The organism is Pseudomonas sp. KH_024_B2 (genome assembly GCF_057839965.1).
On the sequence record NZ_CM174502.1, the window covers coordinates 1233938 to 1257885 of the forward strand.

25 protein-coding genes are annotated in these 23948 nt (G+C 58.7%); 7 read left to right on the forward strand and 18 right to left on the reverse strand.

Annotation, left to right across the window (positions count from 1 at the left end; genetic code table 11):
• Positions 1–3 precede the first annotated feature (3 nt).
• From AC3I0A_RS05790 to AC3I0A_RS05810, 5 genes are all read right to left on the reverse strand, one after another.
• Positions 4–1122 carry a succinylglutamate desuccinylase/aspartoacylase family protein gene (locus AC3I0A_RS05790; protein WP_489376656.1) on the reverse strand — a complete coding sequence of 373 codons (1119 nt, stop codon included), beginning with the start codon at positions 1120–1122 and terminating at the stop codon, positions 4–6.
• A 22-nt stretch (positions 1123–1144) separates the two neighbouring features.
• Positions 1145–1855 carry an ABC transporter permease gene (locus tag AC3I0A_RS05795; protein ID WP_489376657.1) on the reverse strand — a complete coding sequence of 237 codons (711 nt, stop codon included), beginning with the start codon at positions 1853–1855 and terminating at the stop codon, positions 1145–1147.
• Positions 1852–2580 (reverse strand): ABC transporter permease, encoded by a 729-nt coding sequence (locus tag AC3I0A_RS05800; protein WP_489376658.1) that lies wholly within the window; start codon positions 2578–2580, stop codon positions 1852–1854. Before AC3I0A_RS05800 ends, AC3I0A_RS05795 begins: the two co-directional genes overlap by 4 nt.
• Positions 2581–2638: 58 nt before the next feature.
• The gene (locus AC3I0A_RS05805) at positions 2639–3424 is read right to left on the reverse strand and encodes a transporter substrate-binding domain-containing protein (protein ID WP_489376660.1); all 786 of its coding nucleotides are present in this window, start codon (positions 3422–3424) and stop codon (positions 2639–2641) included.
• Between the two features lie 427 nt (positions 3425–3851).
• Positions 3852–6296, reverse strand: a complete 2445-nt coding sequence (locus AC3I0A_RS05810) for a penicillin acylase family protein (protein WP_489376661.1) — start codon at positions 6294–6296, stop codon at positions 3852–3854.
• 237 nt (positions 6297–6533) lie between these two features.
• Here AC3I0A_RS05810 and AC3I0A_RS05815 point away from each other — a divergent pair, with 237 nt between their 5' ends.
• A complete protein-coding gene (locus AC3I0A_RS05815; protein ID WP_489376662.1) occupies positions 6534–7133 on the forward strand; it encodes a cysteine hydrolase family protein in 600 nt (199 codons plus the stop codon).
• Between the two features lie 99 nt (positions 7134–7232).
• Here the strand turns inward: AC3I0A_RS05815 and AC3I0A_RS05820 are convergent, their stop codons facing one another.
• The 12 genes from AC3I0A_RS05820 to AC3I0A_RS05875 all read right to left on the reverse strand — a co-directional run bounded on the left by AC3I0A_RS05820 (position 7233) and on the right by AC3I0A_RS05875 (position 15642).
• On the reverse strand, positions 7233–7442 hold the full coding sequence (locus AC3I0A_RS05820) for an SEC-C metal-binding domain-containing protein (RefSeq protein ID WP_489376663.1): 210 nt from the start codon (positions 7440–7442) through the stop codon (positions 7233–7235).
• A gap of 5 nt (positions 7443–7447) precedes the next feature.
• Complete coding sequence (locus AC3I0A_RS05825; RefSeq protein ID WP_489376664.1) at positions 7448–7933, reverse strand: LEA/WHy family protein; 486 nt, start codon at positions 7931–7933, stop codon at positions 7448–7450.
• 61 nt (positions 7934–7994) lie between these two features.
• Positions 7995–8471, reverse strand: coding sequence for a YchJ family protein (locus tag AC3I0A_RS05830; protein WP_489376666.1), 477 nt, complete (start codon positions 8469–8471; stop codon positions 7995–7997).
• A gap of 352 nt (positions 8472–8823) precedes the next feature.
• Entirely contained in the window at positions 8824–9054 is a 231-nt protein-coding gene (locus AC3I0A_RS05835) for a DUF6555 family protein (protein WP_489376667.1), read from the reverse strand.
• 73 nt (positions 9055–9127) lie between these two features.
• Complete coding sequence (locus AC3I0A_RS05840) at positions 9128–9673, reverse strand: KilA-N domain-containing protein (RefSeq protein WP_489376668.1); 546 nt, start codon at positions 9671–9673, stop codon at positions 9128–9130.
• A 215-nt stretch (positions 9674–9888) separates the two neighbouring features.
• The gene (locus AC3I0A_RS05845; RefSeq protein WP_489376669.1) at positions 9889–10893 is read right to left on the reverse strand and encodes a hypothetical protein; all 1005 of its coding nucleotides are present in this window, start codon (positions 10891–10893) and stop codon (positions 9889–9891) included.
• Positions 10894–10949: 56 nt separating this feature from the next.
• Complete coding sequence (locus AC3I0A_RS05850; protein WP_489376671.1) at positions 10950–11345, reverse strand: DUF6971 family protein; 396 nt, start codon at positions 11343–11345, stop codon at positions 10950–10952.
• Positions 11346–12160: 815 nt separating this feature from the next.
• Positions 12161–12787 (reverse strand): hypothetical protein, encoded by a 627-nt coding sequence (locus tag AC3I0A_RS05855; protein WP_489376672.1) that lies wholly within the window; start codon positions 12785–12787, stop codon positions 12161–12163.
• Positions 12788–12939: 152 nt separating this feature from the next.
• Positions 12940–13317, reverse strand: a complete 378-nt coding sequence (locus AC3I0A_RS05860) for a BRO-N domain-containing protein (RefSeq protein ID WP_489376674.1) — start codon at positions 13315–13317, stop codon at positions 12940–12942.
• Positions 13318–13333: 16 nt separating this feature from the next.
• Entirely contained in the window at positions 13334–13597 is a 264-nt protein-coding gene (locus tag AC3I0A_RS05865; protein WP_489376675.1) for a hypothetical protein, read from the reverse strand.
• A gap of 33 nt (positions 13598–13630) precedes the next feature.
• Positions 13631–14917, reverse strand: coding sequence for a site-specific integrase (locus tag AC3I0A_RS05870; protein WP_489376676.1), 1287 nt, complete (start codon positions 14915–14917; stop codon positions 13631–13633).
• Between the two features lie 227 nt (positions 14918–15144).
• On the reverse strand, positions 15145–15642 hold the full coding sequence (locus tag AC3I0A_RS05875) for a DUF6231 family protein (protein ID WP_489376677.1): 498 nt from the start codon (positions 15640–15642) through the stop codon (positions 15145–15147).
• Between the two features lie 195 nt (positions 15643–15837).
• On the opposite strand from AC3I0A_RS05875, the gene AC3I0A_RS05880 reads away from it, so the two are divergent.
• From AC3I0A_RS05880 to AC3I0A_RS05895, 4 genes are all read left to right on the forward strand, one after another.
• A complete protein-coding gene (locus AC3I0A_RS05880) occupies positions 15838–16536 on the forward strand; it encodes a PA1041 family peptidoglycan-binding anchor lipoprotein (protein ID WP_489376678.1) in 699 nt (232 codons plus the stop codon).
• 90 nt (positions 16537–16626) lie between these two features.
• Positions 16627–17343 carry a PA1041 family peptidoglycan-binding anchor lipoprotein gene (locus AC3I0A_RS05885; protein WP_489376680.1) on the forward strand — a complete coding sequence of 239 codons (717 nt, stop codon included), beginning with the start codon at positions 16627–16629 and terminating at the stop codon, positions 17341–17343.
• 128 nt (positions 17344–17471) lie between these two features.
• The gene (locus AC3I0A_RS05890) at positions 17472–17750 is read left to right on the forward strand and encodes a DUF1145 domain-containing protein (protein WP_489376682.1); all 279 of its coding nucleotides are present in this window, start codon (positions 17472–17474) and stop codon (positions 17748–17750) included.
• Positions 17743–18501 carry a collagen-like protein gene (locus AC3I0A_RS05895; RefSeq protein ID WP_489376683.1) on the forward strand — a complete coding sequence of 253 codons (759 nt, stop codon included), beginning with the start codon at positions 17743–17745 and terminating at the stop codon, positions 18499–18501. Before AC3I0A_RS05890 ends, AC3I0A_RS05895 begins: the two co-directional genes overlap by 8 nt.
• A 131-nt stretch (positions 18502–18632) precedes the next feature.
• On the opposite strand, the gene AC3I0A_RS05900 is transcribed toward AC3I0A_RS05895, so the two are convergent.
• Positions 18633–19097: a CopD family protein gene (locus tag AC3I0A_RS05900; protein ID WP_489376684.1), complete on the reverse strand. Its 465-nt coding sequence runs from the start codon at positions 19095–19097 to the stop codon at positions 18633–18635.
• 98 nt (positions 19098–19195) lie between these two features.
• Between AC3I0A_RS05900 and dinG the strand changes: the two genes are divergently transcribed.
• Positions 19196–21340 carry an ATP-dependent DNA helicase DinG gene (gene dinG / locus AC3I0A_RS05905; RefSeq protein ID WP_489376686.1) on the forward strand — a complete coding sequence of 715 codons (2145 nt, stop codon included), beginning with the start codon at positions 19196–19198 and terminating at the stop codon, positions 21338–21340.
• A gap of 95 nt (positions 21341–21435) precedes the next feature.
• On the forward strand, positions 21436–23838 hold the full coding sequence (locus AC3I0A_RS05910) for a beta-agarase (protein WP_489376687.1): 2403 nt from the start codon (positions 21436–21438) through the stop codon (positions 23836–23838).
• Positions 23839–23948 lie beyond the last annotated feature (110 nt).

Sequence of the window (23948 nt, forward strand, 5' to 3'; positions counted from 1 at the left end):
TCCTCAAGGCGAAAGTAGGTAGCCGCTGCGATAGGCTTCGCGGCCGGCGACATGGGCGATCACCATGCCGGCAGTGGCCATGCGCCGTAGCGAGCGGGCGTAAAGCAGCCCGGCGTTGTTGCAATGAATGGGCGTGACGCGATCGTTGATCGGGTCGATGACCTCGGCGACCAGTTGCCCTGCCTCAAGGTATTCACCCGGTAGCGCGGCAAATACCAGCAGGCCACCGACGGGCGTTGCTACCGGCTCGACGCCCGCCAGCGGGGTGGCCGGGTAGGGCAGCTCCGGCAGGGGTGCTGGTTCGCCGGCGATGGCGCCGAATTGCCTCAGGTAGTCGATAAGTGCCTGGCAATCCAGGCTCGCCAGTCCGTGATTGACATCACCCTGACCGCGCAGCTCGACGGTGACCGAAAAGCTGCCCAGCGGAATCTCGAACTGCTCACCGAAGCGCTGTTGCAATTGCCACCAGAGCAGGGTGAAGCATTCATCGAAGGACTGCCCGCCCGAATCAGTGGCGAGCAGGCTGGCTTGGGCGCCGATATAGCGCGCCAAAGGTTCGACCTGCGGCCAGGCGTCAGGGGCGGTGTACAGGTGCGCGACGGCTTCGAAATCGCAATGCAGGTCCAGCACCATGTCCGCATCGCAAGCCAGTCGTTGCAGGGTCAGGCGCTGGGATTGCAGTTGAGTGCTGGCAGTTTGTCGAGCCAAGGCCTTGCGCAGGCTGGTGCGAATCAGTCTGAGGTTGTGTTGAGGATCTTCGCTGAGCTGACCTTCGATCTCATTCCCGACTTCTTCACTCAGGTCGACGAACCAGCGGTTGAAGTTCTGCCCGCTTTCCAGCTCGTAACGGCCCAACGGCACGTCCATCAGCACTTGTTCCAGACCGACCGGGTTGGCCACCGGCACCAGCACGATCTCACTGCGCAGGCGGCCTTGAGCTTCCAGCTCGGCCAGACGCAGCTTGAGGTGCCAGGCCACCAGCATGCCAGGCAGTTCGTCCGCGTGCAGGGACGACTGGATGTAGATCTTGCCTTCAGCCTGCTGCGGGCCGAAGTGGAAGCTGTGAATCTGTCGTGTAGTGCCCGGCAGCGGGGCAAGCAAGTCGTGAATCTGGTGGCGCATGGGCTCTTGTTTCCTGAAGCTTCTAGTGGGTCGGCCCGAGGAAGGCCAGCCATCGGCGTTCGGCGAGGCGGAACAAGCCGACCAGTGCAAAGGTGACCGTCAGGTAAATCAGCGCGGCAATGCCGAACGATTGGAAGGTCAAAAAGGTCGCCGAGTTGGCGTCGCGGGCAACTTTCAACACATCCGGGATGGTCGCGGTAAAGGCTACGGTGGTCGAGTGCAGCATCAGGATCACTTCGTTGCTGTAGTACGGCAACGAGCGACGCAGGGCCGACGGCATGATCACATAGGCGTATAGCTTCCAGCCGCTCAAGCCATAGGCTTTCGCCGCTTCGACTTCACCGTGGGCCAGGCTGCGGATCGCCCCGGAAAAAATCTCCGTGGTATAGGCGCAAGTGTTCAGGGCGAAGGCGAGGATGGTGCAGTTCATCGCATCGCGAAAGAACGCATCGAGCACCGGCTGCGCGCGCACTGCGGCGAGGCTGTAGATCCCGGTGTAGCAGATCAGCAGCTGGATATAGAGCGGCGTACCGCGGAACAGGTAGGTGAAGAACTCTACCGGCCAGCGTATGTAAAACCTCGGTGATACCCGGGCGATTGACAGCGGGATCGACACCACAAAGCCGATGAAGATCGAGGCGCTGAGCAACCACATGGTCATGGCCAGGCCGGTCATGTGGTAGCCGTCGCTATAGAGGAAAGGCCTCCAGTAATCCTGTAGAAGTTCGATCATCGTACGGCCTCCCGGGCACCGGCCGCGTAACGGCGTTCGAGCCAGCGCAGGACGACGTTCGACGCACTGGTAATCAGCAAATAAATCAGTGCCGCGATGACCAGGAAGTAGAACAGTTGATAGGTGCTTTTGCCGGCATCCTGAGCGGCCTTGACCAGATCGGCGAGGCCGATGATCGACACCAGCGCGGTGGCCTTGAGCATCACCATCCAGTTATTGCCGATGCCCGGCAGGGCGAAGCGCATCATTTGCGGGAACACCACGAAGCGAAAGCGCTGGCCGCGTTTCAGGCCATAAGCGGTGGCGGCTTCGACTTGGCCGCGCGGCACGGCGAGGATCGCGCCGCGAAAGGTCTCGGTGAAATAGGCGCCGTAAATAAAGCCCAGGGTGATGACCCCGGCGCTGAATGGGTCGATCTCGATGTATTCCCATTCCATGAAGTCGGTAAACGTCGTCAGCCAGGTTTGCAGGCTGTAGAAAATCAGCAGCATCAGCACCAGGTCCGGCACCCCGCGAATCAGCGTGGTGTAGAGCTGCGCCGGAACGCGCAGCAGCCTGGTGCTGGAAAGTTTGGCACTGGCGCCGAGCAGGCCGAGCAGAACGCTCAGCAACAGCGACAATACCGCTAATTTGATGGTCATCCAGGTGCCTTCCATCAGCAGCGGGCCGAAGCCCTTCAAGCTGAATGCGGAAAGCCCCAAGGTTTGTAAGAGGTCTTCGAACATGGGTCGTGCCTTTGACAATCGAAAAAAGCGCCCACCCTTTGCGGTGGGCGCTCAGGGATTACTTCCCGCTGTAGAGATTCAGATCGCCAAAGTGTTTCTTTTGAATGGTGGCGTAGGTGCCATCGTCGTGTAACGCTTTGATACCTTTATCGAGAAGCGCTTTGAGCTCTTTGTTACCTTTAGAGATACCGATAGCCGTTTTGGATGGCAGCAGTTCGCTGTCGACCGGCTCGCTGACTTCGTAGTCAGCACCTTTTGGCGACTTCAGGAAACCCAGTTCGGCTTGCAACATGTCCTGGATCGAAGCGTCGAGGCGGCCGGAAGTCAGGTCGGCGTAGACCTGGTCCTGATTCTGATAGGCCTGGGTTTTCACCCCCGCCTTGTCCAGCACGGCTTTGGCGTAGGCTTCCTGAATGGTGCCCTGCTCGTAACCGACGGTTTTGCCTTTGAGCGAGGCAAGGTCGGTGCTCAGGCCAGAACCCTTTTTGAAAACAAAGGAAGTCGGACCGGAGAACAGCTCATTGGAGAAGTCGATGACTTTTTCGCGGGCCGGGGTAACGGTCATGGAGGAGATGACACCGTCGAATTTATTGGCTTTGAGGCCAGGAATCATGCCGTCGAAGTCGCTCTCGACCCATTTGCACTTGACCTTCAGTTCGGCGCAGATCGCATTGCCCAGGTCGATGTCGAAACCCACCAGGCTACCGTCAGGCGCTTTGGACTCGAACGGTGCGTAGGAAGGGTCAACGCCAAAACGCAGCTCTTTATATTCCTTGGCCAACGCGGAGCCAGCGGCCGCCATGCACAACGCCAGTGCAGAAAGGGTCAGCAATGCTTTTTTCATTATTCAATCCCTAAAAACCAATATGAGCGCTTGTGGCGCAGAATTATTGTTACTGGAAAGCGTAAGACCTATTAAAAGTAGCAATTTCCGAACCATAGTCCCGAACAAGTGTTTTAAAAGGTAGTTTTCGAGAGAAATATTTCTGTGGCATGCCCGAAAACGGGCGCTGGGTATTTTATGCACTGCAGTGAGGCGTGAGTGCTTTGGCTTCAGTTACATCCACCCCTCACCCCAACCCTCTCCCCAGAGGGGCGAGGGGGCTGACCGAGGTATTTTTTGATCTGCTGCGACCTGAAACACCGTATCGAATATGGATTCAATGCAGAGCTCTCAGGTCGCAGTAGATCTTCAATCTCCCACGGTCAGTCCCCTCTCCCCTCTGGGGAGAGGGCCAGGGTGAGGGGTGGATCTTGTACGCCCAAAATCCTTATTTGCCAGGCACCAGCGTCAACCGCGTCTTGCCATAGACCTTGTCGAAGTTCTGCGGCTGCATCGGGAAGCTCATGTATTGACCTTTGAGCCACGGATCGATGCTGTCGATGTAGTGTGGGCTGGCCGGGTTGCCGGATTGGCCGGTGCTGCTGAGGCCCATCATCGGTTCGGCCTGGCCGAAGTCGACGATAAAACGCATGGCCGGTATCAACGTGGTGTTGAAGTCCTGCCCCCAACTGTAAGCAGCGGCGTTCAGCGTGGTGTGATCGCCACCTGCGGGAATCGGACCGCGCACGGTCTGGCCGCGGGTGTTTTTCCACTCGTAGCGGTGCAGTTTGCCCCACTGCCAGGCTTTGTGATCGGTGCCCATCTGGCTGTCACCGGCGGTAATCGCCGCCGCGAGGCTGCGGGCGAGGATCGTCGGTTTGTCTTCCTTCTGCGCGGTGCGGGTGTCGTCCCAGAATGGGCTGTCCTCGCGGCCGAGCAGATGATCGGCCTGAGCCGAGTAGGACAGATTGCCGTTGGCGACCAAGGCTTGCCAGGCCGGGCTGGATTCCGGACCCAGTTCGTCGAGGAAGATCTGCCGGGTGCTTTCCTGCAGGAACAGCTCGTAGATTGCCGCGTCAGTCGAGGTCGGGGCGAGTTTTCCGTCGAACGCCATCAAGCGGCTGTAGGCCTCGCGAGCCTTGCTACGTTCAACTTCAGGCAGGGCGTCGATGGCGTGTTTGAGCGGCTGGGACATGCCCGGCGTCTCGAGCATTTTCTTCAGCTTGGCGGCGAAAGTGGTGGTCTGGTCGTACTGCATGGCGATCATGCTGCGAGTGTCGTGTTTGCCGACACCGGCCAGTTCGGCGATGCGTTCGCCACGTTCCGGGTAATACCAGGAGTTGGACAGCTGCATGCCATAACCGTGGGGAATGATCCGTTGGTTGGCGGTGCCGAGCCAGCCTTGGGCCGGATCCTGATCATAGGGGTGCAGCATCGGATCGGCATAACCGTCCCAGTCGTAGCGACTTTCCCAGCCCGGCGATGGCAGCAAGCCTTCACCTTCGCGACGGTTCGGGAAGCGACCGGTGACTTGCCAGCCGATATTGTTCGCGTCGGCGAATACCATGTTCAGCGCGATGGCGCGGATTTCACGGCTGGCGTCGGAGGCTTTTTCGACGTTCTGCGCACGGGACAGGTCGAAGAACGCATCCAGGCTCTTGTCGTCCTTGAGGTCCGGCATTTGCAATGCCAGGCCATAACCACTGGTCATCGTTGCAGCGCTGTTGAGCAGTGGTCCGTGGCGGGTTTCATACAGGGTTTCGCGAATGGATCGCTGACCTTTGACGAAGAAGGTTTCATTGCGAACGATCGCCGGCTGCCACTTGCCGTCGACTTCGTAGTAGAGCGCGTTGCCCTGGCGTTTGAGTTTCTCGAGGAAAAGGTCCTGATTGTCGCCCATGACCATCGCCATGCTCCATGCGATCTTGCCGTTGAAGCCGGCAACGATGGCCGGGATCCCGGCGACTGATACACCCGCGGCCTGGTATTTGGGTGCGCGTAATTGCACGTAGCTCCACAGCGACGGCACGCCGATCGGCAGATGGCTGTCGCTGGCGAGCAGGCTTTTGCCGCTGCGACTGCGCTGAGGCGCGATGGCCCAGTTGTTCGAAGCCGCGACGCTCAGCAGGTTCAGGTCGGAAAGTTGACGGGTGACTGTGGTGATCTCGGCCAGCCCCGGGATCTGTCCGTTGAGGTTCAGCCCCTGGAGTTTTTGCGCTTCGGCGAAGGGCAGCGGTTCATCCGGGTAGGACGGTGTCAGCCAGGCGAGCTTGTCGGCACCGACTTTCTGCGCCAGTACCAGCGAGGAGATTTCCTCCTGCAGGTTCGCCGACTGGCTGAAGTTCAGCAGGCAAAAGATCAGCGCCGAATCTTCCGGTTTCCAGTATTCGGGCTTGTAGCCTGAAGCGGCCAGTTCCGTCGGCAGCTTGTCGCGATAACGGAACAGGTAGGCGTTGACGCCGCGCGCATAGACTTCAAAGAAACGCTTGAGGCGCGGCGAAGCGGCTTTATAGAGCTCGCCGGCGCTTTTTTTCAGATTGACCGCCCGCATCAAACGGTCGGCTTCCAGCACGTCAGGGCCGGACATTTCGGCCAGACGACCCTGAGCCAGCAGGCGCATGGTGACCATCTGGGTGATGCGATCACTGGCGTGCACGTAACCCAGGGTGAACAGCGCGTCGTGGAAGCTGTTGCTCTCGATCAGCGGCATGCCCATGGCATTGCGGCGCACCGATACGTTCTGCGCCAGCCCTTTGAGCGGCTGCACGCCGGTAGTAGATGGCAGGGTGTCTTGAGTGTTCCAGGTCTGGCAACCGGCCAGGCTGAGAACACCGGTCATTGCAGCGGCAACGCCGAACCGGGGAAGAAAATGTGTGAAGGCTGGCGAGGCCATGGCAAAGCTCCTGCGGGGGGTAGTGCTGATAAAGGCGCTACGTTAGTGAGCAGGAGGATGCCGCGCAAGCGGGAGGCGAGGGTTATTTCTTCTTTGTCAGTTAAACCGCTTTCGCGGGCAAGTCGGATCGCCGCACCGCCGCTCCCACAGGTATTGCGGTGTTTTTGTTGTTGCCTGATAAGAAGAGGTGATATTGAAGTGCAGTAAATTCAATGACCCGGCAAGAGAACAGTCAGCATGGAGCTCAAGACGAACGCGGCACTGATTCTGATCGATCAGCAGAAAGGCATTCATCACCCCAAACTCGGACGGCGCAACAACCCCCACGCCGAGGAGCGAATCGCCGAATTGCTGGCCCATTGGCGCGGGACTGCGCGGCCGGTGATCCATGTGCAGCATTTGTCCCGTTCGCCTGACTCGGTGTTTTGGCCGGAGCAGTCAGGTGTCGAGTTTCAGGAGCGATTCATGCCATTGCACGGCGAGCGGTTGATCCAGAAACAGGTGCCGGATGCGTTTTGCGGGACGACGCTGGAGCCAGGTTTGCGGGAGGCGGGGATAGAACAATTGATCATCGTCGGCGTGGCGACCCACAACTCGGTCGAATCCACCGCGCGCACGGCGGGCAATCTGGGGTTTGATACCTGGGTCGCGGAAGATGCCTGTTACACCTTCGACAAAGTCGATTTCTTCGGTAAGCCGCACTCCGCTGAAGAAGTGCACGCTATGTCTCTGGGTAATCTGGATGGGGAATATGCGACGGTGGTGGCGGTAGCCGAAATACTGCGCGGCCTGGCTTTTGTGGGAGCGGGCTTGCCCGCGAAGCAGGCGACGCGGTGAGTCAGATTCACAGAGTTATCGTTCTTCGCGGGCAAGCCCGCTCCCACAGGGGGAGGTGCAAGTCCGGGGGAGGGAAATTGCCCGCGAGGCTTTAGTACATCAAGCGCCGTGGCACTTCTTGAATTTCTTGCTGCTGCCGCATGGGCAAGGATCGTTGCGGCCGACGTCTTTCAACGCATTGCGCACCGGCTCCTGGTGAGCGTGACCGCAATTGGGGCCGTGAACATGGCCATGGTCGTGATCATGGTGCTCGTGATGACCATGATCGTGGTTGCAGTCAGGGCCATGGACATGAGGTTCTTGGGTCATCGAGGTCACTCCGGAATAAAATCGGCGGGGATTATCTCGCCATTGCGCGCCAGGTGCACGTCATGACCGATGAATAATCCGGTTTCCAGCACACCCTCCAGCCGATAAGGAATGGGTTTCGTCGGTTTTCGCAAGAGCTTCACCACTTCGCGCACCTTTGGCCAAAGATTGGTACGGATCGGGACCTTGAAATAGCCGCTGCTTTTCGGCTCCACGGTGAACCACTTTCCGTACTCGCCTTCGGTCAGCAGCATGTCACCCAAATGAATCCGGTATTCCAGGCCTCGGACCCTCAGGTCACTGTCGTTGGGATTGTCGACGCGAAAATGCAGAACGAACCGCTGCTCCAGGAGCTTGGCCCTGACCACTTCAACCTTGATCAGGTGAACCTGGGGATCGAGTGTGTCGTCGGCAAACCAGGACGCGCAGCCGCCAAGCGTCAGCATCATAAGCAGGCTGATTGTTGTTAATGCCCGAAAATCAGAGACCATGCCGTTACCCCCTGATACCTCAGTCTAGCAATAGGGCGTCGGGGGTAGTCTGTGTTGAAACTCAGCTGAGGAAATAGCTTGCACAACACTTCTTGAATTTCTGACCGCTGGCGCAGGGGCAGGTGTCGTTGCGCCCGGCCTTGAGCTGCACGGTGGGGTCGATGAAGTACCAGTGGTCATTGTTCTGCACGAACGACGAGCGCTCGCGGTGGCTGTGTTCGCCGGTGCTGTCATGCCAGCGCGCAGTGAAGGTCACGAAGGCATGTTCGGGCTGACCGCCAAACACCTCGGAGCTTTCCACTTCCAGGCCCAGCCAGGTGCTTTGGGCGCTCCAGTCGCTGATCGATTGACGGTCCAGGCCGGCCTGCTGCGCGGGCAGGGTGGTCGCCACCAGATAGTCCACCAGACCCAGTACATAAGCGCTGTAGCGCGAGCGCATCAAGGCCTCGGCGCACGGCGCGGGGTGGCCTGCATGGTAATGACCGCAGCAGGCATCCAGCAGGGTGCCGCTACCGCAGGGACAAATCGACGTACTCATCGTATTACCACCAATACTTGCCGAAGTTTTCCGGGTTGGCCCAGAACTGAAAGGGGGGCTGATGGCAGGCCAAGCGTAGCGGGCTTCATAGCGGACCTCAAGGGTTTTGGTGACAGAGCTGGTGACACGATGGTGACAGCGTTGGTGACAGTTGGCGAGCCTCTCAAGGGGTCCTTATGGCGCTGAGCGAGGCCGCACGGGGGAACCTTGGCGAGTAGAAGCAATGAGATGGGGGAACAGAAATTTCTGTCAGATTCCCGTTAAGGGGGCCTACGCGACCACAGCCAGAAACCCAACTGAACGACGACACAGGCCCAGTAGATAGCCTGTAGCGTGTCCATGGTGGTTTCTCCTAAGGGTGAAGGTGATGGAGGGTCTTATGCCATCTCACCTCGGTGACCCCGCTTTGCTCCGCGTACTCAACCATAGATGAGTACGTTCCGCCGCTTGACCATTCTTTTCGGAAAGCACATCCAGAATGAAGCAAGGAACAATACATAGCGTCGTACTGAGTAAGGATATCGACTGCATGATTGAAAACCACTCTCTTGCCTTGGAAGCTGTAGCAAATCGTAAACCCCATGACTCCTCCCTGAACATAAAAGGCAATTGGCCAGCAATAAGGATAGTCCTTCTGCAAGCCCTTCAGAAGGTAATTAAGTAGCCAGTTTTCGGGACACCACCTTTAGACCAAGCTCAGCAGCCCATGCTGGGGTGATGGTGCCCCTTGCCACAGCAGCGCGTAGACCCTGCTGGGTGTTCCTGTGAGGACGCTTGATGTTCCAGTCACACTTGTCATTGAAGGTGGAATAACGCTCAAGGATGGCGGCGCTATGGCTATTGCCCATGCTGCGCATCTTGTCGGCCACCAGTAAGGCAACCTCAGGCATCTCAAGGATCGCCTCGAAGGCGTCATAGACCATGTCCTTGAATTCATCGGAGACCCAGCCAGCGTACTCAATGGTCGCTCGTTTGGTCGCAAGGGTCTGGGCAGCACGACCTTGGATGACCTGCAAATTTTGCATGTCTATCAATCGCTGAGCTTGCTTGGTTCGCCACTGTGCTGGTGCTTTACCCTTGGGCAGCTTGAGCGCCTTCCAGATGTCAGTCAGGTCCCACATGCCGGAGTCGTTAGCCTTGAAGGCTTGACCCTCGATGATGGTGACGTGGGAGGCGTGCTTGTGTTTGATGTCGATTGTCATGTTCATAGTGTCGATTTCCTTTTGTTCGCCCTCTGAGTCGCACCCACGGACCAGCCCACAGACCCCGACAAGGGTGCTGGCGTGGTCTCAAAGGGCGAACAGAAGAACTGTGGATTGAATGCCCGTGCGTGGGCGAAGGGAGCTATGCAAATTTGCACAGGTGAATCGAGGCCCCTGCCGTTCCCTCTCGGGTCGGCCTTACGGGGCTCTCATGGTCAGACGGTCAGCGTGATACGGGTGATCATCGGGAACGCCACAGCCTCGGTCTGGAGACCATCAGCGGTCAGCTTCACCCGGACCTTGCCGTTAGCGACCACATCCACGACAGCCATGATCTCGATGTCCCAGCACTGGTGGGCACCGTTGCGGGTCGCTTCGATTCTCCATACGTCACCGTTGCGACCTTCTCGGTAGCTCAGCGAGGTGAACAGCTTAGGCAGCAGGAACAGGCCATGGTCAGTACCAGCGTATGGCTGCACAGAGGTGCCGATGAGGCTCTCAATGTCCTCTACGCCAGCTCGTTGAGCAGCACGCTCCAGAACCGCCACCAGCGACACAGGCAGCAGGACCACGAAGTCACCCAGCGAGGTGCCCACGGTTTGGTTGATGTTCATCGTCAAGATGTCGATGAGGTCCTCTGCGATCTCTACAGGCTTGCCGGTTGGCTTGGTCGCGGAGACGATCTCAGTGGACGGAGCGGTAGACAGGATTCCAGCGATCTTGCCAGCGGCAATGAACTCGATGTCCCGCAACAGCTTCTCAGCGGTCTGGTTCATAGAGCCCTCGGTGAAGCCTGCTAACAGGGTGTGGTCGAAGATGGTGAAGCGGTGGCTGATGACCAAAGCGGTATCGGTGGGCTCGGTAAAGATCACAGACCCAGCCAGGACTTCGCCCTTCTCGATGATCTGGTTGTCCCAGTTCTTGCGAGGGTCGAAGGTGACCGAGCGATCAGCCATCGTAATGATTTGTTGGCCAGTGGCATCTGAGCCAGCCGGACGGAACTCACAAGGAGTCCGCTCAGCGGCCTCTTGGCGCCACTCGTCACCATTGAGGTACTCATCGAGGCCCTCGGTCAGGACTTCCACGTAGACGGACACATCGGTTGCCGCTTCGTTCTCGGCGCGGATGTCAGCAGTGTTGAAGCGGATCGACCCGTTCTGATCATCGGTGATGGCGGTGTAGTAGGTCGAAGGTTTCACGTATTGGTTAGGCAGTTTCATGGGAATGGTTCTCCTGAATTAGATGAAGGGAATGAGGTGTGGGTGTCGAGGTGTTGTTAGTAGCCAGAGTTACGAGAGGCCGCACGGACGCGCATACCTTGCTCTTTAATGGCAGCCGCTCGGGCTGCACGGTCGGCCTTAAGTTGCGCCAGTTCCCTTGGGGTCGGCTCATAGAAGCGCTCAGCATGAGCATTGGCCTCAGCTTGTTGACGGAGCCGCTCACGAGCCTTCTCAGCCTTGTCTATGGCGTACTCACGGGCGACCTCGGGAATCGCTGAGAGCGACAGACCGGCCTCCTCGAACGACTTAACGATCTCGAACTTACGACCCTTCACGGTGGCGCATTGAGCGACCAGCATGGGCAGCATGATGCTCTCGACGTACTCACGGCTCATGGTCTGGCCGGAGACGGTCACTTCGTTCTTCAGGACATTGGTGATGTTAATTTGCATGGTGTTGGATCTCCTTTGAGGTGACCCTTTGATTCGAACTTGGCGCCATTGAGGCACACGACCAGACGGCCATAGGAGTAGCCACATGGGCCTCATCCAAGGTCGATCAAAAGGTTCTGGGGTTTAGTTGGTTTATTTACTGCTGATGCTGGTTCAGGACATGGCAGGCCTGAGGGCATCTTTGAGGCGTAGCGTTAGCTCGCTACTGGGACAACCGTGGCGACGGTCGGGTGTTACTGTTCATCAGGGAGAAATATTTATTTTTGTTGGTGTGTCTCCCTGTAGCCATAGTGAGGGTTTTTAACGACACCTTGACGGACTTCTTAAAGCCTGAGCGAGATTGGCTCAGTTCCCGCCATGGGGATCTTCAAGGGCGTCGTAGCGACAGCTTGGAGACAGACACCCCGATCAAGCAGAAGGGACATACGATCAGCAGTCCTCGGGGAGCACTTAAAGGCTACCTCCTTGAGCATGGCGTCCTTGGCGATGGAGACCAAACCACGAGCGTAGGTTCTCCAAGGTGCCTTTTGGTCGTTGAGGACATTGCGTAGGGCGACCAGTTGAGGTCGGGTTGATCTGGGGAAGGTGATCGAGAGGAACTCAAGATCCTCTTGGGTGAGCTTGGAGATGGCTGGACAGGACAAGATACTGGTCATGATTGATGATCCTCCTTTGCGTTGTTCTTTAAGGTTCCTCTTCGAGGAGGGGTGATTATTATCACTACCCCTCTCCCTCTGGGTCTGGTCGATGAGCTGGACGATCTGGTGTCGATGAGCTGAAAGGTGGTCTTGAGATGTTTTTATTAACATACGACGTTAAGTCGGAGAGGCCCGGCATAGAGCCTCTACAGCCAGCTCAGCCTCCAGTTCAGCCTTGATTTTCGGGTGTCTCTCCACATACGAAGCGATCCCATGGGCAGCATGTCGGGCAGCCTTGGCGGTGCGCTGGGCGGTGCGTAGGGTGTACTCACCTGACTGGCAGGACTCCGCTGAGATCTCCGAGAGGAACAAAGCGGCGACCACGGAGCGAGACTTAACATTCACCTTGCCGCTGGTGGTGTTGGTCCCCGCGCTTGTGTAGATCGACCCGGTGATGATGTCGTCTGCCCAGTTCGGTAGTTGCGGCGTTGCAAGGAAAGGCATGAAGGCAGCCGCTGGGTTTGTGTATACGGTCTTCGGTCGGCCACGCTTGATAGGCTCAGCCTCGACAACTGGGACAACAGGCTCAGCCTTCGCAATGGCGGCTTGGATGGTGGCGTAGTCGGCGCTCAGGTCTTCGCTTCGGCGCTGGGCAGCCCATGCTTCAAACTCGGCTCTTGGGTCCTTGCGCCGGATCATGTCCTTACGAGCGATGATCTCGCCTGTGATCGGATCGACGTGGAGAATGTGCCCGGTCTCGTGATCGACGTGGCGGTGTGGCAGGTTGGCTGGAATGCTGGTCATTAAATTGGTCCTCGTGTGGTGGGTTAGCCATAGCGAGGGTTTTTAACGACAGCGGACTTTCGACCAGCAAACACGGGCCTTCAGGGGATCTTGAGGTTTTCTACGAGCACGCGCCTACGCTCAAGCAACAAGGCCAGGACCCAGCGAGTCGATTAGATTTCACGTAGAAGCGCGGTAGAGATGGAGCCGGTCTTGCGGATGGTCGGAAGGACCTCCTCAATGACCCACTTGCGGAAGGGCTCGGTGGCCGGGGCCTTGGATCGCAGCAGCATCTGGTAGACGTGGCTCTCAGACATTAGGGAGGTTGTGTGCGGCATGGGTTGTACTGGACCCTCCCCCCGACTCAAACGTAGGGAGATTCCAACATCAGACAGTGTCAGCCACTTCATACCCTCGTGGATCTTGAGCTTGCGATAGTTGGCCCCAGCCACATAGAAGTTCTTGATCCCGGCTGCCTTAGCCACTTGCGAGACCACAAACAGCAGGTCGTGTTCAGGGTGGCCGGTCAGTACGTCCAGCTCGATACCCATGAAATTGCGCTTATTCTTAATTCGACCTTACAGACCTCAAAGCGTAACAGCAGCCGGTAACTGTCAGCGCCAAAAGCCCCGGAAGCATCGCTATGGCACCAAAGCCCAGCCCTGACTCGATGGTGGAAATAAGATACGAGCCTATCCGTTCAGAACGACCAGACCAATGGATGAAACAAAAGATGACAGCCTCACCAAAATAAACCAGCAGGCTGCCAGTAAAGCCCACCATCAGCAGAGCAAGTGATGCAGCCATAGCTTTTCGAAGTGTCATTGTCACTGCCGTAACTCCATGTTTTAAAACAGGATCATATCACTGAGTGACCAATGAGAACGCCTTCACGAGCGCCTCATGGACCACCTCAACGGGCAGCCTCTGGGTCCTCGCATAGAGGTCGTTGGTGATGTTCCCTGCGCTATGCCCAGTGACGGCCTGCATGATTGCATCTGGAGTCACAGCGGCCTTCATGAGCCCGGAGATGGAGTGTCGAAGGGAATGGAATGACTGGTCACCGCCAGCCTTCAGCTCCAGAGGTTCACGAAGGGCATCATTCAGCGGCTTGTCGAAGTAGTGCTTTTTCTGAGTGAACAGCCTGCCTTGGCTCCCTTCGACCCACTCACGGAACGCCTCAAGGGAGAACCCGTAGGCTCCATCGACTAACGGAACCTGCCTCACGGAGAAGTCATTCTTCAGGGTCTTGCCGCCGTTCTCATCCTTGTTGATGTCGATAACGGTGATGCCATTCACCTGCTTCACATCCTCCTTGGTGAGCTGGTAAAGCTCCCCGATACGAGCCCCTGTGATTACCCCCAGAGACAATGCCCAACGCTTCCAATCGTCCACAGCCAGGCCATTGGCGTGTTCCATGATGATTGCCACTTGCTCCCGAGTCATTGGCTTACGGGTGCTCTCAGCGCCTCTCTCGATCTTCAGGCGATTGGCAAGAGAGTAGGGGATATAAGCATTGTCTTTTGCCCAGTCCATGACAGTCGTGAGCTGACCCAATAACTTGTTACTCGTCAGCGGCTTGCGGCCATCAAGAACCTTTGCCTTAAGCGTCGTCATGTCCTCCCGTGTGTGGGTTCTGATGTCCAAGTCCCCAAGGAGGCCGCTGAGGGTCCGGCAGTTGGACGTAACGGAATTGAGAGTGGAAGCGGTCACGTTGCCTTTGCGTTCAGCCAAAAAGAGCCCTGAGAGGGTCTCGAAGGTAATTGGTTCTTGAGTAGCCGAAGGCGGTAAAACAGATAGGGACTGGGAAGGGGCTACAGACGTGCCACAAGAAAGCTCCCCGACGATCCCCATCAGCCCCTCGGGGCGCCCCTCAAGTCGATCCTGAGCAGCCCTCAGCATCCTTCCCGCCATGCTCACGGCTCGTTGCTGGCTCACATTGAAGGCTCCAGTTGAGCCAGCCTCAGCGAGGTGATTGCACATCTCCTCATAGACCTCCATGTAGAGGCTCCGTGTGTCTTCGCTATGGCCCATCGTCAAGGCTTCCTCAGCGATGTCCTTGATGCGCTCCTTGAGGTCCTCCCACGTCGCCTCAGGGCGGTCGAGGTGGAACTTAGCCAGTGTCAGGAGGATGTCCTTGGAGAACTGCATTGCGGTCGGCCTATCGGTGGAGCGAAGGGAGAGGGTGAGGCTACGGGCAGAGCAGCCCCTTGGACGGACTCTGAGGTAGTAGATGCCTGAGCGTCGATAATGCCAGACCGAGAGGTCCTGCAAAGGCTTCTGGTGACAAGGCTGGTGACAGGCTGGTGACACTTGGCCCTGCTCGGGCATAGCGGTGATGGCGTTCATTGTGAGGTAAGCCATTGATATTCATGGGTTTACCACCAGTACTTGCCGAACATTTCCGGGTTGGCCCAGAACCGGGCATTCAGCCAGTCGGGCACTTGTTTGTATTCAAGCAGATCGTAGGTGAACAGGGTCAGCACCTGTTCGTCACGCTGGAAGCGTTCACTGGCTTGCAGCGCCAGGGAGAAAAAATCGGTTTCCTGCCAGCCACAAGCCGAAAGATCCGCCAGCACTGCAATGCGACTGGCATTGAGGTTGCGAATCCCGCCAAGCAGGTTCAGGCCATCGCGTTTGGGCAGATGCTCAAGGCAATCGACCGCCAGTGCCAGATCGAAGCGGCAAGCGGCCAGCTCTGCCGGCAGAGGACCGGGTGCGGCTTGCGCGACACAGGTGTCCGGGTGCGCCTGCCTGAATGCTTCGAGGGCCGGAAAGTCACTGGCACCGATCAGCAGCAGACGCTGCGGTGCATAGCGATCGAGCAAAGCGGCGAGCGCTTGCTGAGGTGTGCGTGGAGAAATACCTACGGTCATCAAGGATCCTCAATCAGAGCCGCAAAGACTAGCGCGCCCGAACGTTCGAGCCTAGAGCGGTTTTTGGTCAAATGAATTCATTTGTCGTGAATATCGGACAAAACCTCAGATGGCCTATTGCTGGCAGAGATTAAAACTTCAGTCTTTACTCCTTGGATCGGTTCCAGGCCGATTTCCCCTGAGGAGAGAAACTAGATGAGCATAATTCGGACAGCATTACCCTTGGTTCTGTTAACCAGTGTGTTGACTGGTTGTGCAGGTTTGCAGAAAACCGACTGGCCGACCTGTGCCGCTGTTGGGGGAGTCGTCGGTGCCGGGCTGGGCGCGATCGAGAGTTCGGCGTGGGCCGGCGGTGGCGCATTGTTCGTTGGCAGTATGGCTGCAGCCTATTGCTGGGTGCATGGCGACGGCGACGAAGACGGTGATGGCGTGCCGGACAGTCGCGACAAGTGCCCGGGTACACCGAAGGGCGTACAGGTCGATGCCAACGGTTGCCCTCCACCGCCGCCACCGGTGGCCGTCGTCGAAGAGGTGGTGGTCGTCAAAGAGGAAACCATCGTTATCCGCGATGTGAACTTCGAGTTCGACTCGGCGAAATTGACCGCCACGGATAAAACCAAACTCGACACGATCGTTACGCGGCTGAAGAACGAAGCACCGAGCGCTCAGTTGCGTGTCACCGGGCACACCGACAGTGTCGGCAGTGATACCTACAACAAGAAGCTTTCGGATAGACGTGCCCATTCGGTGGTGGAGTATCTGATCGGCAATGGAATCCCGCGCAGCAGTTTCGTTTCAGTCTCGGGTGCCGGCGAGAGCCAACCGGTAGCGGATAACAAAACCGCTGACGGCCGCGCTATGAACCGCCGCGTGGAAATTCAAATCAACCGCTAAAGCCCTTGCAGCCCGCGGCTTGTGCAGTCGCGGATGCAGGTCTTTACTCCTGTGTGACCGGTATGGGCCGGTAACACAGGAGCATTCACAATGAGAGTTCTCTCACGGATCGTCTTGCCGGCACTACTGCTCGGCGGCCTGCTTTCAGGCTGCGCCACTCACAGCGATGGCAGCGCCCCGCTCAATCAACGTACCTGGCCGATCTGTAGCGTGATCGGCGGTCTGGTCGGCGGCGGTCTGGGCGCGATAGAAAGTAGTAGTTGGGCGGCAGGCGGTGCGGCACTCGGTCTGTTGACCGGTGGCTTGATCTGTTACGCACAGGATGGCGACGACGACAGTGACGGCGTATTCGACCGCCGTGACCATTGCCCTGATACCCCGGCCAATACGCCGGTCGATAACCGGGGCTGCCCGGTGCCGCAATACCCTGCCACCGTCAAGGCGCCGGAGCCGCAAGCCCCGCAAAGTGAAGTCATCACCCTGCGCGGTGTGCTGTTCGCCTATAACTCCTCGCAATTGACCCCGGCGGCTGAAAGCCAGTTACTGGAGTTGATGGCCAAGCTGAAAAATACCGATGTGACGAGCATCAAGGTGATAGGTCATACCGATAGCAACGGGTCGGATGCCTACAACCAGAAACTCTCCGAACGCCGTGCCAGCAGTGTGGCGGCTTTCCTGATGAGCCAGGGCCTGGCCCCGGATAAACTCACCAGCCAGGGCATGGGCGAAAGCCAGCCGGTCGCCGATAACGCCACCGAAGAAGGCCGGGCGCAAAACCGCCGTGTCGAGCTGGTTATCGGCCACTGATCGATAGCCGCCGGACTTTGAGCCTCGTTGATCCGGCGGCATCAAGAAGAATTTTCATCGCCCTCTGGCTTATCCCTCGTGGAAGTCGGTACTGTGCGTGCAAAGAATAATTCTCAACGGGGGAGCGTATGAAGGTGTTATGGGGGCTGGGGAAGTTTTTGACCTTGCTGTTCTGGTTAGTCGTAGTGGTCAATCTGCTCAACCCGTTGATCCATCCGCTCCACCTATTGGTCAAGCTCGCTGGCAACCTGTTGCTGCTGACGCATCTTCTGGAACTGATACTGTTCAATCGCAGCCTGAAGGGGCGTGCCCATCGGCGGCGTGATCGTTTACAGATTCTGCTGTTCGGCGTTTTTCATCTGCAAACCATCCCGGCGCAGGCCATCCCGGAGGCCAATCATGCGTAAACTCTTTCTGCTAGCCGCTTTGTGCAGCCCTTTGGCCTATGCCCAAGTGGTAACGGTCGACACCAACTCCTTGGTGCGTTTGCCGAACACCACCAGCGTTCTGCAACTGGAGCGGCTGGACGTCGCCGATTACGGCACGCTGCTGATTCCTTCAAACGTGACTGAAGTGACTGTCGGCGAACTGCATCTGGGACGCGAAGCGCGGATCGCCATCGCACCCGGCGAGCAAAGCCTGCAATTGAAAATCAACCATGCCCAATTGGACAATGGTAGCCAGATTACCTCCCGCGGAGCGTCGGGTACTTACCTCAAGGTTGCCAAACCCGGGCGTAACCTCAACCTGCGAATTGACTCGCTGAACGCTCAAGAGTTGTCGGTGGATGCCCGCGGCGGTGCCGGTGCCCCGGGTTACGTTGGCCTGGATGGCGCCAACGGTCAGGCGCCGGGTTGTGCCTGGGGCCAGGCCGGTCGTGGCGCCGATGGCGATAACGGCGGCGATGGCCGTCCCGGTGCTGCCGGTGCGCAAGTAAGAGTCGAATTGCCGCGAGCTTATCCCGCCGGGCAGATCAAGGTCCGGGTCGACGGCGGCGCAGGCGGATTGGCCGGAGCCGCTGGCAAACCGGGTGCGGGCGGCAAGTCCAAAGGCTGTTTCGTTTACCGCGCCGATGGTGGCAAGAGCGGGCGTCCTGGCGTTGAAGGCCAGCCAGGGCCTGCCGGTGATTCGGGTTCGGTGACGGTGCAGCGGTTGTAAGCAGTTTCCGAAATGTGTGGTGTCTGACATGCCGTCTTCGCGGGCAAGTCGGATCGCCGCACCGCCGCTCTCACAGGATGTGCGCGAACCATGTGGGAGCGGGCTTGCCCGCGAAGCTTTTAAGATCTAAATCAAAACATCGGCCTTGCAGACGCCACCGCCACCAGCAACAACCCGATAATCAGATTAATCCCCACCAAACGCCGAATATTCCCCAGCGTTGCCGCGCCGCTCGGCCAGTCCTCAGCCAACACCGCTTTACGCAGTTCGGGCAGTTGCAATGCCTGAATGCGGATAAACAGCGCCGTCATCACCAGGTACAGCCCCATCATCACCTGCACATAACGCGGTGCGGTTTCAAAGCCGTTGAAGCGCAACTGGATCAGGCCGACTCCGCTGATCGGCAAAAGCACCACGGCGACCCAAACCCATACAAAAAAACGTTGAAACACTTCTACCCACAACTTCAGCCTCGCCGGGCCTTCAAGTGCCGCCATTGCTGCGGGGCGCAGCACCAGCCAGGCGAAAAACATGCCGCCGACCCAGACCAGGGCCGCCAATACATGCAGGGTGTAGACAAGGGCAAAGGGTGTCATTCGGGTACTCCGTTCTGCGCGGGATGAATTAGCGGGTTATGATAGCGGCCGATTCGAACCACTGAAAATTTATCCAGCATTTCACGCGCCCGAAGACCATGATCAGCAACGAACTCAAATCCCAGATCCAGGGCGCTTACTCGCGTTTTCTCGAAGCCAAGAGCCTCAAGCCGCGTTACGGCCAGCGTTTGATGATCGCCGAAGTGGCCAAAGTCCTCGGCGACATCGCTACCGATGACGAAGGTCGGCGCAGTGGCGACCCCGCGGTAGTGGCGGTGGAAGCCGGCACCGGTACCGGGAAAACCGTGGCCTACAGCTTGGCGGCGATTCCCACCGCCAAGGCCGCCGGCAAACGCCTGGTGATTGCCACCGCGACCGTCGCGTTGCAGGAGCAGATCGTCTACAAGGATTTGCCGGACCTGATGCGCAACAGCGGGCTGAACTTTACCTTTGCTCTGGCCAAGGGCCGGGGCCGCTACATGTGCCTGTCCAAGCTCGACATGTTGCTGCAGGAAGGTCACGCGCAAACCGCCACGGCGCAGCTTTTCGAAGAAGAAGGCTTCAAGATCGAGGTCGATGAGGCCAGTCAGAAGCTCTTTACCAGCATGATCGAGAAGCTTGCCGGGAATAAATGGGACGGCGATCGCGACAGCTGGTCCACCGCCCTGGAAGACCAGGACTGGGCACGGCTGACCACCGATCACAGCCAGTGCACCAACCGTCATTGCCCGAACTTCGGCCAGTGCGCCTTTTACAAGGCCCGCGAAGGCATGGGCAAGGTCGATGTGATCGTCACCAACCACGACATGGTGCTGGCTGACCTGGCGCTGGGCGGCGGCGCGGTGTTGCCGGACCCGCGAGACACGCTCTACGTGTTCGACGAAGGGCACCACCTGCCAGACAAGGCCATCGGCCACTTCGCCCATTACACCCGTCTGCGCTCCACGGCCGACTGGCTGGAGCAGACCGCCAAGAATCTCGCCAAACTGCTGGCTCAGCATCCGCTGCCCGGCGACCTGGGCAAGTTGATCGAGCAAGTGCCGGAGTTGGCACGCGAGATCAAGACTCAACAACAGTTCATGTTCACCGCCTGCGAGCAAGTGGCCGACTTCAAGCCCGGCGAAGACGTGGAAGGCCGCGAACGGCCGCGCCATCGTTTTGTCGGCGGGGTGATTCCCGAGCACATGCGCGAAATGGGCGTCGAGCTGAAGAAGGGCTTTTCGCGCCTGACCGACGTCTTCACCCGGCTCACCGAGTTGCTCAAGGAAGGCATGGATGGCGAGGTCAACATTGGCATTGCCAGCAACCAGGCGGAAGAGTGGTACCCGTTGTTCGGTAGTTTGCTGTCCCGCTCCCAAGGCAATTGGGAGTTGTGGACCGCATTCACTGCCGAAGACCCGGAAGACAACCCGCCGATGGCCCGCTGGCTGACCCTGGCCGAAAGCGGTTCACTGTTCGACATCGAGGTCAACGCCAGCCCCATCCTTGCGGCAGAAATGCTCCGGCGCAACCTGTGGAACATTGCCTATGGCGCGCTGGTGACCTCGGCTACCTTGACTGCATTGGGTACTTTCGATCGCTTCCGCATGCGCGCCGGCTTGCCGAAAAAAGCCGTGACGGCGGTGGTACCAAGCCCCTTCCATCACGCCGACGCCGGTGTGCTGCGGGTTCCGGACCTGCGCGCCGACCCTCGGGATGCTCCCGCACACACGGCGGCGATCATCCGTGATCTGCCGTCATTGGTCGAAGGCTCGCGCGGGACTCTGGTGCTGTTCTCGTCGCGCAAACAGATGCAGGACGTGTTCGATGGCCTGGACCGCGACTGGCGCAAACAAGTGTTCATTCAAGGCAACCTGTCGAAACAGGAAACCCTGAACAAGCACAAGGCGCGGGTCGATGGCGGCGACTCCAGCGTGCTGTTCGGCCTGGCGAGTTTCGCCGAGGGTGTGGATTTGCCCGGTGCCTATTGCGAGCACGTGGTGATCGCCAAGATCCCGTTTTCGGTCCCGGATGACCCGGTCGAAGCGGCGCTGGCCGAATGGATCGAGGCTCGGGGCGGCAATCCATTCATGGAAATCTCCGTGCCGGACGCCTCGCTGAAGCTGGTCCAGGCCTGCGGCCGGCTGCTGCGTACCGAGGAAGATCGCGGCACCATCACCTTGCTCGACCGCCGACTGGTCACGCAACGCTACGGCAAAGCTATTCTCAATGCTTTACCGCCGTTTCGCCGGGAAATTTCTTGAGATGCGGTGGGCAAATACGCCCACCGCGTTGTCTATCTCAAGTCATTAAATTCCACACAGACCGTTCACTGGTCGTTAGGGAGAACCTCGTTCCCATGATTCGCCGTTCGCTGCCCGCTGTTTTTGCTCTGTTGTTCGCCGCGCCGCTGCTGGCTGCGCCTGCCGGACAGCAGACGCTGTTCAACTTTGTCCGCCCCGCAGACGTGGTCCAGGTGGCGACTGAAGATGCCAGCCTACCGCAATCCAACGCGGAGCAAACGGCTGAGGGCGAAGTCCTGCGCCGGGTAACTTTCAACCCGGCGAACCAGCCGAGCCTGCGCCTGACGCCGCAGACCGGTGCCTGGGACTGGTCGCAGTCGGGCGCCATGAGCTTGCGGATCCAGAGCGCCATGAACTGGCCGTTGACCCTCTACGTGAAAATCCAGAGCAATGATGGCAAGACCCTGACCAGTCGCATCGACCTGCCGGCCGGCCCCGCGCAAACCCTGTTGGTACCCTTGCAGGCCAGCTCGCCGCTGGGCCAGGGCATGAAAGCCGGGCCACCCATGCCGATGACGGTCGACGGTCAGCGGGTGTTCCTCGCCAGCAGCGAAGGTGAGCTGGATCGCAACCAGGTGGTGTCGGTCACGCTGTCGATGGACCAGCCGAAAGTGGCGCAGAGCATCATGCTCGAGCGCTTCGGTGTGCAGGACGCTGATGCGGTGGTGAAGGCGGCCTATGGCTCGCTGGTCGATGCCTACGGTCAGTCCACTCGGGCGAAATGGCCGGAAAAGGTCAGTAGCGATGAGCAGTTGAAAGCCGCTGCCGGCAAAGAGCAACAGCAGCTGAAAACCTTGCTCGCCGAGCGCGAACGTTCGTCCCTGGATAAATTCGGTGGCTGGAACAAAGGCCCGGACTTCAAGGCCAGTGGTTTTTTCCGCACTGAAAAGCGTGACGGACGCTGGTATCTGGTGACCCCTGAAGGTCATCCGTTCTATTCCCTGGGGGTCAACGCCGTCACTGCCGATACCAGCCAGACCTATGTCGCCGGACGTGAATGGATGTTCGGCGCGCTGCCCAAGGCCGATGAACCGTTGGCCAGCTATTACGGCGAAGGCGACAACCGTGGGGGTAACGGTTCTGACAAGGGCCGTGGTTTCAATGCCGGTCGCTGGTATGACTTCTATGGCGCCAATCTCCAGCGCACCTACGGTCAACCTTGTGCAATAACCAAGGCTGGCGTCGAAGCCGTCGCCAAGGCAGACACCGTAGAGAACACCGCAGAGAAACCGGCTGTCGTGCCGTGCGCGCCCGAAGCCTTCGATGAAAAGCGCTGGGCGAGTCATACCCTCGACCGTCTGCAGGCCTGGGGTTTCAACACCATCGGCAACTGGAGCGCCCCGGCATTGGGTCTCGCTGATCGTGTGCCCTACACCTTGGCGCTGTCGATTGTTGGCGATTACGCCAGTATCAGTACCGGCAGCGACTGGTGGGGCGGCATGCCCGATCCGTTCGACCCGCGCTTCGCCATGGCCACCGAACGCGCCGTGGCCATCGCAGCCCGCGATCACCGGGATGATCCGTGGCTGATGGGCTACTTCGCCGATAACGAGCTGGCTTGGGCCGGCCCTGGCGCTGATCCTAAATCCCGTTACGCGCTGGCTTACGGCACTTTGCGCATGACCACCGATGTTCCGGCAAAACGCGCGTTCCTCAAACAGTTACGTGACAAATACCGCAACCAGGCGGGTTTGTCGAAAGCCTGGGGCATCGATCTGCCGGCCTGGGAGTTGATGGAAGACCCGGGCTTCGAGCCACCGTTGCCAAGCCTGGAATACCCGGAAATCGAAGCGGACTTCAAATATTTCCAGAAGGTCTTCGCCGACACCTACTTCAAAACCATTTCCGATTCGCTGAAGTGGCACGCGCCGAACCACCTGTTGCTGGGCGGTCGGTTTGCCATCAACACACCCGAAGCGGTCGAGTCCTGCGCGCAGTATTGCGATGTATTGAGCTTCAACATGTACACCCTGAAACCGCAGGACGGCTATGACTTCGCCAAATTGCGTGCGTTGGACAAACCCGTACTGATCACCGAGTTCAACTTCGGGTCGCGGGATCGTGGTCCATTCTGGGGCGGTGTGACCGAGCTTTCGAAGGAAGAAGACCGTGGTCCGGCCTATGCCAACTTCCTTAAACAGGCAGTGACAGAGCCATCGATCGTCGGTGTGCACTGGTTCCAGTATCTCGATCAGCCGGTGACCGGTCGTCTGCTGGATGGCGAAAACGGCCACTTCGGGCTGGTGGGGATTACCGATGTGCCGTTCCAGGGTTTTGTCGACAACGTGCGCAAGAGCAACGTGCAGGCGGTCGATCAACTGGGCAAAGAGGCCGGGAAGGCTAAAGCCGATGCCGATAAAGCGGCGGCCCATGAAGGCGAAGGCAGCAAGACAGACAGCCAGGGCAAGGACGCGGGGCAGGGCGGACACTCGGGTGGGCATTCCGGGACTGGCCAGTAAAGGCTGAGGCCTGCCTGCAAGATCGCGTCATCGTTCTTCGCGGGCAAGCCCGCTCCCACAGGTATTGGTGCTTTTGTGGGAGCGGGCTTGCCCGCGAAGGCGTCCTGACT

Coding starts and splice junctions, on each gene's coding strand:
- AC3I0A_RS05790 (WP_489376656.1), bottom strand. CDS start 1,122: ATGCGCCACCAGATTCACGACTTGCTTGCCCCGCTGCCGGGCACTACA.
- AC3I0A_RS05795 (WP_489376657.1), bottom strand. CDS start 1,855: ATGATCGAACTTCTACAGGATTACTGGAGGCCTTTCCTCTATAGCGAC.
- AC3I0A_RS05800 (WP_489376658.1), bottom strand. CDS start 2,580: ATGTTCGAAGACCTCTTACAAACCTTGGGGCTTTCCGCATTCAGCTTG.
- AC3I0A_RS05805 (WP_489376660.1), bottom strand. CDS start 3,424: ATGAAAAAAGCATTGCTGACCCTTTCTGCACTGGCGTTGTGCATGGCG.
- AC3I0A_RS05810 (WP_489376661.1), bottom strand. CDS start 6,296: ATGGCCTCGCCAGCCTTCACACATTTTCTTCCCCGGTTCGGCGTTGCC.
- AC3I0A_RS05815 (WP_489376662.1), top strand. CDS start 6,534: ATGGAGCTCAAGACGAACGCGGCACTGATTCTGATCGATCAGCAGAAA.
- AC3I0A_RS05820 (WP_489376663.1), bottom strand. CDS start 7,442: ATGACCCAAGAACCTCATGTCCATGGCCCTGACTGCAACCACGATCAT.
- AC3I0A_RS05825 (WP_489376664.1), bottom strand. CDS start 7,933: ATGGTCTCTGATTTTCGGGCATTAACAACAATCAGCCTGCTTATGATG.
- AC3I0A_RS05830 (WP_489376666.1), bottom strand. CDS start 8,471: ATGAGTACGTCGATTTGTCCCTGCGGTAGCGGCACCCTGCTGGATGCC.
- AC3I0A_RS05835 (WP_489376667.1), bottom strand. CDS start 9,054: ATGGGGTTTACGATTTGCTACAGCTTCCAAGGCAAGAGAGTGGTTTTC.
- AC3I0A_RS05840 (WP_489376668.1), bottom strand. CDS start 9,673: ATGACAATCGACATCAAACACAAGCACGCCTCCCACGTCACCATCATC.
- AC3I0A_RS05845 (WP_489376669.1), bottom strand. CDS start 10,893: ATGAAACTGCCTAACCAATACGTGAAACCTTCGACCTACTACACCGCC.
- AC3I0A_RS05850 (WP_489376671.1), bottom strand. CDS start 11,345: ATGCAAATTAACATCACCAATGTCCTGAAGAACGAAGTGACCGTCTCC.
- AC3I0A_RS05855 (WP_489376672.1), bottom strand. CDS start 12,787: ATGACCAGCATTCCAGCCAACCTGCCACACCGCCACGTCGATCACGAG.
- AC3I0A_RS05860 (WP_489376674.1), bottom strand. CDS start 13,317: ATGGGTATCGAGCTGGACGTACTGACCGGCCACCCTGAACACGACCTG.
- AC3I0A_RS05870 (WP_489376676.1), bottom strand. CDS start 14,917: ATGCAGTTCTCCAAGGACATCCTCCTGACACTGGCTAAGTTCCACCTC.
- AC3I0A_RS05875 (WP_489376677.1), bottom strand. CDS start 15,642: ATGACCGTAGGTATTTCTCCACGCACACCTCAGCAAGCGCTCGCCGCT.
- AC3I0A_RS05880 (WP_489376678.1), top strand. CDS start 15,838: ATGAGCATAATTCGGACAGCATTACCCTTGGTTCTGTTAACCAGTGTG.
- AC3I0A_RS05885 (WP_489376680.1), top strand. CDS start 16,627: ATGAGAGTTCTCTCACGGATCGTCTTGCCGGCACTACTGCTCGGCGGC.
- AC3I0A_RS05890 (WP_489376682.1), top strand. CDS start 17,472: ATGAAGGTGTTATGGGGGCTGGGGAAGTTTTTGACCTTGCTGTTCTGG.
- AC3I0A_RS05895 (WP_489376683.1), top strand. CDS start 17,743: ATGCGTAAACTCTTTCTGCTAGCCGCTTTGTGCAGCCCTTTGGCCTAT.
- AC3I0A_RS05900 (WP_489376684.1), bottom strand. CDS start 19,097: ATGACACCCTTTGCCCTTGTCTACACCCTGCATGTATTGGCGGCCCTG.
- dinG (WP_489376686.1), top strand. CDS start 19,196: ATGATCAGCAACGAACTCAAATCCCAGATCCAGGGCGCTTACTCGCGT.
- AC3I0A_RS05910 (WP_489376687.1), top strand. CDS start 21,436: ATGATTCGCCGTTCGCTGCCCGCTGTTTTTGCTCTGTTGTTCGCCGCG.